The organism is Collinsella aerofaciens, from assembly GCF_028209395.1.
Lineage (GTDB): Bacteria > Actinomycetota > Coriobacteriia > Coriobacteriales > Coriobacteriaceae > Collinsella > Collinsella aerofaciens_AZ.
This window is the reverse complement of record NZ_JAQLDQ010000005.1, coordinates 98,493-106,453: the sequence shown is the minus strand read 5'-3', so window position 1 is coordinate 106,453 and position 7,961 is coordinate 98,493. Positions and strand designations below refer to the sequence as shown.

The window sequence follows — 7,961 nt, the reverse complement described above, 5'->3', positions numbered from 1 at the left end:
GCGTCTCGTGGGCTCGGAGATGTGTATAAGAGACAGCCTTTGCGTGCGGAACTCGCGATAAACTTCATATGCGGCCCTCCCGGGCGCAAGCAAAAGGGCGACCCCTGTCCGGAGTCGCCCTTGCGGTGCTGGTTATGTACGGCTGTTACTCAGCGTCGTGGTGACGGCGGGGCTTTCGGCCTCCGTTGTCGCCGGGACGGCGCGGACGGTCGCTGCGCTCAGAGCGCTCGCGACGCGGACGCTCACGGCGCTGGAAGTGCTCGCCGTCGCCCTCGGAGGCACCCTCGGCACGAGCCGGGGCCTCGGGCTTATCAAGACGATCGAGCGAGATCTTGCCGCGATCGTCGACCTCGATGACGACGACCTTGACCTCGTCGCCCACGTTGAGGACGTCCTCGACCTTCTCCACGCGGCCCTTGGCGACACGGGAGATGTGCAGCAGGCCGTCCTTACCGGGCAGCAGGTTGACGAAGGCGCCGAAGGGCTGGATGGAGACAACGCGACCGGTGTACTCCTCGCCCGGCTCGGGAACCTTGATGATGAGCTTAATGCGCTCGACGGCCTGGTCCACGGACTCGCCGGTGCCACCGACAAAGACGGTGCCGTCCTCCTGGATGTCGACAGAAGCGCCGGTCTCGTCCTGGATACCGCGGATGACCTTACCGCCGGAACCGATGACGTCGCGGATCTTGTCAGTCGGAACCTGGATGGAAACGATGCGCGGGGCGGTGCTGCGCGTGGTGTGGCGCGGCTCGGGGATCACATCGAGCATCTTCTGCAGGATGAAGGCGCGACCCTCCTTGGCCTGCTGCAGGGCACGAGCCAGGATGTCGAAGGTAAGGCCAGTGGCCTTGTTGTCCATCTGCAGGGCGGTGATGCCCTCGGTGGTGCCGGTGACCTTAAAGTCCATGTCGCCCAGGAAGTCCTCGAGACCCTGGATGTCGGACAGGACCACGGTCTTGCCCTCCTCCTGGATCAGGCCCATGGCGATACCGGAGACCGGGCGCTTAATAGGCACGCCGCCGTCCATAAGGGCGAGCGTGGAGCCGCAGGTCGAAGCCATCGAAGAGGAGCCGTTGGACTCCATGACCTCGGAGACCACGCGGATGGCGTAGGGGAACTCGTTCTCGTCGGGGAGCACCGGAAGCAGGGCGCGCTCGGCAAGGTTGCCGTGACCGATCTCGCGGCGCTTGGGGCTGCCCATGCGACCGGTCTCGCCGGTGCAGAACGGCGGGAAGTTGTAGTGGTGCATGTAGCGCTTGCCCTCGGTGGGCTCGATGGTATCCAGACGCTGGCCCTCGTTGAGCATGCCGAGCGACAGGACGGAGAGCACCTGGGTCTGGCCGCGCTGGAACAGGCCGGAGCCGTGAACGAGCGGCAGGTAGTTGTCCTTCACCATGATGGGACGGATCTCATCGGCGGCACGACCGTCGACGCGCTCGCCGGTCTCAACGACCATGGTGCGCATGGCCTTCTTCTCGAGCTTCTTGAGCGCCACGGGGATCTCGCGCTCCCAAGCGGCCTGCTCCTCCTCGGTGAACTCGGCGCGGATGGACTCCTTCAGAGCCTCGACCTTACCGATACGGGAGAGCTTGTCGGCGTCGCGAAGGGCGGCTGCCATCTCGTCGTAGTGGGCGAAGATGCGCTCCTGGACCTCCTCGACGGGCTGGTCGAGCGGGTACTCCTTCTTGACGATGGGGCCGTTAACCTGCTCCCACTCGGCGACGAACTCGTCCTGAGCCTGGCAGAAAGCGGCAAGGGCCTCCTGGCCAAACTTCATGGCGGCGAGCATGTCGTCCTCGGAGATCTCCTCGGCGCCGGCCTCGACCATCGAGATGAAGTCGGCGGATCCGCCCAGCTCCAGGTCCAGATCCGAGTTCTCGCGCTCCTCGTAGGTGGGGTTGACGATAAACTCGCCTGTCTCCACGTTGCGGCCGATGCGCACGCAGGCAAGCGGGCCCTCGAAGGGCACGCCGCCAAGCGTCATGGCCAGGGATGCACCCATGACGTTGATGACATCGAAGGGGTTGACCTGGTCGGCGACGAGCGAGGTGGCGACGATGTGCACCTCGTTGCGGAAGCCGTCCGGGAAGCTCGGGCGAATCGGGCGATCGATCATGCGGGCCGTGAGCGTGGCCTTCTCGCTGGGACGGCCCTCACGCTTGAGGTAGCCACCCGGGATGCGACCGGCAGCGTACATCTTCTCGTTGAAGTCGACGGTCAGCGGGAAGAAGTCGTAGTTCTTGCGCTCCTTGGAGACGACCACGGTGTCGAGCATCGTGGTGTCGCCCTGCTTGACCAGGCAGGCGCCGGTGGCCTGCTTGGCAAGCTCGCCCGACTCAAAGGTGTAGGTCTTGCCGTGCAGCTCAAAGGTCTTGGATACGAGTGTCATTGTTCTCCTTAACCCCGCAGACCCCTTGTCTGCGGGCTTCTCATGTGACGCGGGCCCCCTGCCCCCGCCACGCTTCAGAGCGTGATTGTTCGCGCCCTTACACAAAAAGAGCGCCCCGCTGCGCAGGACGCTCTTAGCATGTACAAATCCTACTGGATGTTGTCGCGGATGCCCAGAGCCTTGATGAGCTCACGGTACTCGACGATGTCGTTCTTCTTGATGTAGGAGAGAAGACGACGACGACGGCCGACGAGCATGAGCAGGCCACGACGGGTGTGGAAGTCCTTCTGGTGGGACTTCATGTGCTCGGTCAGCTCCTTGATGCGCTCGGACAGGATGGCGACCTGAACCTTGGGGTTGCCGGTGTCGACCGGGGTGTTACCGAACTGGGCAGTCAGCTCCGCCTTGCGCTCTTTGGAAACAGTCATTGTTTCACCTTTCGTTTTGCGTCGCCCACGGGCGACTCGATTCGCCTCGGACTGGGAAGCCGCCGGTGGAGCGAACAACCAAGGTCGAGGTACCAACAGGTCGGTATGTTACCACAAGCAGCCCGCGTCTGCGCATCATCACCGACCCAACATGAATTCCATCGCGCGGAGGCGCTGATCGGTGTGCGTCGCAGCCCAAACATGCGAAAGCCCGAGCAGGAATGCCGCCGTATGCGGGTCGATTCGCTCGGCCATGAGCGCATCGAAGGTCATGGACATGAGGGCGCGCAGCCATGCGGTCTCACCGGTCGACACCAGTTCGGCACCTGGAACGCTCGACGCGCACGACCCGCACATGAGACCGCCCGCCTGGGCTGAAAAATACGACAGCATGGGGTCTCCGCACAGCACACAGGCCGAAAAATCGGGACGATAGCCAACGTGCGATAGCAGCTTAAAGACATATGCCGCCACAAGTAGGTCCATATGTGCCGTGTCAAGCCCGCTGCCCACCAGGGCAAGCGCTCGCTGCGTTATGGCAAAGGTAAACGGGTCCTCGGCGTCCTCGAACGAGCACACGCGCGCGACCTCGGCGATCGCGCTTGCGGCGCAGGTCGTCTCGTAATCGGGCGCAGCGCCGAGCGGCGCCTCCATAAGCTCGGCCTGAGAAACCACGTCGAGTGACCGTCCATGTGCGAGCAGCATATCGACCGTACAGAACAGCTCGCAGCGCGCAGCCAGGCGTCCGCCGGGTTTGCGGGCGCCCTTTGCCACTGCACGAACCTGCCGTCCCCGCTCGTCAAGCATCGTCAAGATCAGGTCGGTTTCCTTGAGCTTAGTCTTGTCGAGAACGAGCACCTTTGTGCGATATGTGCGAGAGCCTGCCATGAACGCCGAGGCTTAATCTTCGGCATTGTAGCCAAAGCGGCGAATCTGGGCCTCGTCGTCACGCCAGCCGGCCTTGACCTTCACATCCAGCTCCAAAAAGACCTGCGTGCCAAAGATGCGCTCAAGATCGCGACGGGCGTCGATACCGATATGCTTGATCATCTCGCCGCCCTTACCGATGATGATGCCCTTTTGGCCCTCGCGCTCGACGTAAATGGTGGCGTGCACGCGCAGCACCTTCTTGGTCTGCTCGAGCGCATCGCAGATCACGCCAACGGAGTGCGGAATCTCATCACGGGTGCGGCGCAAGACCTTCTCGCGCACAAACTCGGCAACGAGCGTCTCATCGGAAGCGTCGGTACCCATGTCCTCGGGGAACCAACGCGGACCCTCAGGCAAAAAGTGCGCAACGGTCTCGATAAATGCATCGACGTTGAAGTTCTTGACCGACGACGTCACGATCTCGTCGTCATATTCCATGAGTTCGTGGGCTGCCTTAAGCTGCTCCATGACCTGTGCGGGGTCGGCCTCATCGGCCTTGGTGAGCACCAGGACCTTCTTGGAACGAGCGTTCTTGACGCGCTCGGCAACCCAGGCGTCTCCCCTGCCGATCGGTTTGGTGGCATCAATCAAAAACGCGACAACATCAACATCGTTCAGCTCGAACAACGCGCTCTTGTTGAGCTCGGATCCCAAGCCGTCCTTGGGCTTATGAATACCGGGGGTATCGACAAAGACCAGCTGGTAGCCGGGGCGGTTGACGACGGCGCGCATGCGGCGGCGGGTCGTCTGGGCCACCGGCGAGGTGATGGCGACCTTTTTGCCATAGCAGGCATTAAGCAGCGTAGACTTGCCAGCGTTGGGACGACCGACCAGGGCCACAAAGCCGCTGCGGAAACCGGGCTCCACGTCGCCAAAGCCCGCGAGGTTGTCGTCCTCGTCGCACAGGGCGTCGAGCTCCTCATCGCTCATGCCCTCAAACGGGTCGAACTCCTCGACTTCCTCGAGCTCCTCGGTATCCACCGCGTCCAGGGACTCGTCGTCCAAAATCTCATCGGTAGGCTGCATATTGTCGGACATGGGAATCCCTTTCTAAATAAAGCCGAGCGCGTGGGCAAATACCAGCAAGCCCACAATCGCGGCGGTGATTGAAAGAACGTATACAGAAGCGGCGGCGATGTCCTTCGCACGCTTGGCCAACGGATGGAGCTCCTGGGTCGCCAGGTCGACGATGGCCTCCATGGCGGTGTTGCAAAGCTCGCCGTGAATCACCAGGCCGCAACAGATGATAATCGTGGCCCACTCGGCAATGTCGAGCCCCACGATACAGCCGGCAATGACAGTGCACACGCCCGCCACGAGCATGACCTTAATGTTGCGCTCGGTCTTGACGGCGGTGACGAAGCCCTCCATGGCGTAGGAAAACGACTTTAAGAAGGACGGATGGTCCTTGTTCGATCCGGGAATCATAGACGGCTCCTAGTCGTGGGCGTGGTTGGTGATGGGGCCGACGTGGACTAGCTTAGGGTCCTCGCCGCGCTCGAGCGCCAGATCGCGCAGGATGGCGTCCTCGCGGGCCTCCATGACCTCGGCCTCGTCGTCCTCGATGTGGTCATAGCCCAGCAGGTGCAGCATGCCGTGTACGAGCATCAGACGGCACTCGTCAGCGGGGCTATTGCCAAAACCGGGGGCCTGACGGGCAATAACCTGCGGGGCCAAGATAATATCGCCGAGCTCGAGCGTCTCATCGGCGGGAATGTCATCGTCAAAGGCCGAATCGCACTCAAACGAGAGTACATCGGTGGTGCGATTGATACCGCGCCATTCGTGGTTGAGCTCGTGCATCTCGTCCTCGTCGACATACGAAAGGGAAATCTCGACTTCACGCTCAACGCCCTCGGCGGCAAGCACGACCTCGCAGATGTGCTCCACCTCCTGCGCATCGAGCAGCGTATCGAGCTCGGCATCGTTGCTGATCAATACACTCAACGGGACTCCTTTCGGTCGCGCGGGCGCTGCTCGCGCACGTCATCATAAGCATCATATGCCTCGACGATACGACCCACCAGGGCATGGCGCACCACGTCGGCGCGCTCCAGGTGTGCAAACGCCACATCGTCGACACGGCCCAAAATCTTCTCGGCATCCGCCAAGCCGCCACGACGACCCACCAGGTCGCGCTGACTCAGGTCGCCGGTAATCACAAACTTGGAGTTGAAGCCCAGGCGCGTCAGGAACATCTTCATCTGCTCGGGCGTGGTATTTTGCGCCTCGTCGAGCACCACGAAGGCATCGCTCAGCGTGCGGCCGCGCATATAGGCAAGCGGGGCGATCTCGATCACGCCGCGCTCCATAAGCTCATCGGTGCGCTCGCGATCCATCATGTCAAAAAGGGCGTCGTAGAGCGGACGCATGTAGGGATCGATCTTTTCCTCGAGGGTACCGGGCAAAAAGCCCAGGTTCTCCCCCGCCTCGACAACCGGACGCGTCAAGATCAAGCGGCCCACCTCGTGGCGCTTGAGCGCGGCAACGGCAAGCGCCATGGCCAGATAGGTCTTACCGGTACCGGCAGGACCCAAGCCAAACGTGATGGTATGTGAGCGGATGGCATCCACATACCGCTTTTGCCCGAGCGTCTTGGGACGAATGACGCGACCGCGATACGAAAGCAGCACGTCATCGCGAAGCGACGTAGCCTCGTGCTCACCGTCGCGCAGAACGGCCAGGCAGCGAGAGACATCGTCGACAGGCAGCGTGTGCCCGGCAGCCGCCTCGCGAAAAGCGTGTTCGAAAAAACGCGCCACGAGTTCGACCTCATCCGGGTCACCGCTCACGGCGATGCTATCGCCACGGGCGACCACATGGGCGCGAACCAAGCTCTCGAGCGCACGAAGGACGCCGTCGCCGGCGCCCAAAACGCGCGAGGGGTCGATACCCTCGGGAACGGTAAGTCTAATCTTCGAGGCTTCCATGAACCTCCCTGCGCGCATGGACCAAGCCGGAATCATCGACTCCGATGATAGCAACATCGAGCAGGCACGGGGCTGTGAGTCCACAGGTATCGTCAAGACGGGCATGATGGAACGAGCCGAGCGTCAGGTTGTCACCATACTCGAGCACGGCACGCTCGACCGTGCCCACGCGACGACGAGCGTCGGCAATAGCGAGCTCCTGCGCGGCGGCCCGCATACGGCGGCTGCGCTCGGCCATAACCTCGGGCGGCACTTGGTCGGGCATGTCGGCAGCAAGGGTACCGGGACGCTTGCTGTAGCGGAACACGTGCATACGCGAGAAACCCACACGGCGGCACAGCGCCAGCGACTCCTCGAACTCCTCGTCCGTCTCACCAGGAAAACCAACGATGACATCGCACGAAAGAGACGCCTGGGGCAAGTTGGCGCGAATCATACGCACCGTGTCCACGAAGGCCTCGGCGCTATAGGGACGGCCCATGCGATGCAGGGTCGCCGTGCAGCCGGACTGCACGGGCAAGTGCAAAAACGGGGCGATACGCTGCGGATAGCGCGCCATAACCTTAAGCAGGCGCTCAGAGATATCCATGGGCTCGACCGAGGAAATGCGCACATGCGGAATAGACGTGCGCTCCATGATGGCCTTGAGCAGCTCATCGATTTCGACATGCTCGTCAGTCGCGCTCTTGCCATCGTAGGCGCCCAGGTTCACACCGGTCAGCACCACCTCGGGCACGCCGGCCTCCTGGGCCTCGCGAACTTGCTCGAGCACGGACTCGACGGGCACGGAGCGCTCGGGGCCGCGTGCCTTCCACACAATGCAATAGGTGCACCGGTGGTTGCAGCCGTCCTGAATCTTCACGCCCAGGCGAGAGCGACCGAGCGCATCGACCACCTCGCCATCGCTGCAGGCGGGAACGCTATCGGACTCAACGCCCAGCACCTCGCAGACACGATCGGCGACATCGATCTTGGACGGCTCGGCGATCACGCGATCCGAAAGCTCCAGCAGCTCCTCGGGATGCAAATTAACCACGCATCCGGTCACGACCACATAGGGCTCGTTTGGATAAGCCAGCGCATGGCGGACGGCCTTACGGGTCTTGGCCTCGGCCTCGCCCGTAACGGCACAGGTGTTAATGACGATCAGCTCTGCATCCTGAGGCTCCACCATTGCAAAACCCAGGCGCATTAAATCGGCAGTGATACGGTCGGACTCAACCCGGTTGACACGGCAGCCGAGGTTGACGACGGAAATATGGGGTGCGAGCACGCGGGCTC

The 7,961-nt window shown here is 62.4% G+C and carries 8 protein-coding genes; all 8 read right to left on the bottom strand.

Features of this window, described 5'->3' with window-relative positions:
* Positions 1 to 145: 145 nt before the first annotated feature.
* Entirely contained in the window at positions 146 to 2,392 is a 2,247-nt protein-coding gene (locus PMW67_RS04035) for a polyribonucleotide nucleotidyltransferase (RefSeq protein WP_271738810.1), read from the bottom strand.
* 149 nt (positions 2,393 to 2,541) lie between these two features.
* Positions 2,542 to 2,820 carry a 30S ribosomal protein S15 gene (gene rpsO, locus PMW67_RS04030; protein ID WP_035138510.1) on the bottom strand — a complete coding sequence of 93 codons (279 nt, stop codon included), beginning with the start codon at positions 2,818 to 2,820 and terminating at the stop codon, positions 2,542 to 2,544.
* Between the two features lie 138 nt (positions 2,821 to 2,958).
* Positions 2,959 to 3,708 carry a DNA repair protein RecO gene (recO, locus tag PMW67_RS04025; protein WP_271738809.1) on the bottom strand — a complete coding sequence of 250 codons (750 nt, stop codon included), beginning with the start codon at positions 3,706 to 3,708 and terminating at the stop codon, positions 2,959 to 2,961.
* A 12-nt stretch (positions 3,709 to 3,720) separates the two neighbouring features.
* Complete coding sequence (gene era, locus PMW67_RS04020; RefSeq protein ID WP_271738808.1) at positions 3,721 to 4,788, bottom strand: GTPase Era; 1,068 nt, start codon at positions 4,786 to 4,788, stop codon at positions 3,721 to 3,723.
* A gap of 12 nt (positions 4,789 to 4,800) precedes the next feature.
* Positions 4,801 to 5,178 carry a diacylglycerol kinase family protein gene (locus PMW67_RS04015; RefSeq protein ID WP_099431794.1) on the bottom strand — a complete coding sequence of 126 codons (378 nt, stop codon included), beginning with the start codon at positions 5,176 to 5,178 and terminating at the stop codon, positions 4,801 to 4,803.
* A 9-nt stretch (positions 5,179 to 5,187) separates the two neighbouring features.
* A complete protein-coding gene (gene ybeY / locus PMW67_RS04010) occupies positions 5,188 to 5,697 on the bottom strand; it encodes an rRNA maturation RNase YbeY (protein ID WP_271738807.1) in 510 nt (169 codons plus the stop codon).
* Positions 5,694 to 6,680: a PhoH family protein gene (locus PMW67_RS04005; RefSeq protein ID WP_271738806.1), complete on the bottom strand. Its 987-nt coding sequence runs from the start codon at positions 6,678 to 6,680 to the stop codon at positions 5,694 to 5,696. The genes ybeY and PMW67_RS04005 overlap by 4 nt, the downstream gene beginning before the upstream one ends.
* Positions 6,661 to 7,953, bottom strand: coding sequence for a MiaB/RimO family radical SAM methylthiotransferase (locus PMW67_RS04000; RefSeq protein ID WP_271738805.1), 1,293 nt, complete (start codon positions 7,951 to 7,953; stop codon positions 6,661 to 6,663). Before PMW67_RS04000 ends, PMW67_RS04005 begins: the two co-directional genes overlap by 20 nt.
* Between the last annotated feature and the right edge of the window lie 8 nt (positions 7,954 to 7,961).